The following is a 218-nucleotide window of genomic DNA, read 5'->3' on the forward strand; positions in this document are numbered from 1 at the left end:
GTCGCGCCCTTGCCCTCGACCCCGAACTTCCGTCACCCTACGCGGTCCTCGCCATCATGCAGGCTGTAGACCGACGTTACGAGCAGGCAATCGCCTCGGCACAAAAGGCCGTGTCGCTTGGTGCCGCCAATGCCGAAGCCCATATGGCGGTCGCATATGTTCAATTGGTCTGGGGCAATCACGCCGCCGCCGCCGCGGCTGTCGAGACGGCGCTCAGG

1 pseudogene is annotated in these 218 nt (G+C 65.1%); it reads left to right on the plus strand.

The window, feature by feature from the left end:
• Positions 1–218 (plus strand): annotated as a pseudogene (locus tag AF337_RS11565) (adenylate/guanylate cyclase domain-containing protein); the annotation flags it as partial.

It is taken from the genome of Rhizobium ecuadorense (assembly GCF_001187535.1).
GTDB classification, from domain to species: domain Bacteria; phylum Pseudomonadota; class Alphaproteobacteria; order Rhizobiales; family Rhizobiaceae; genus Rhizobium; species Rhizobium ecuadorense.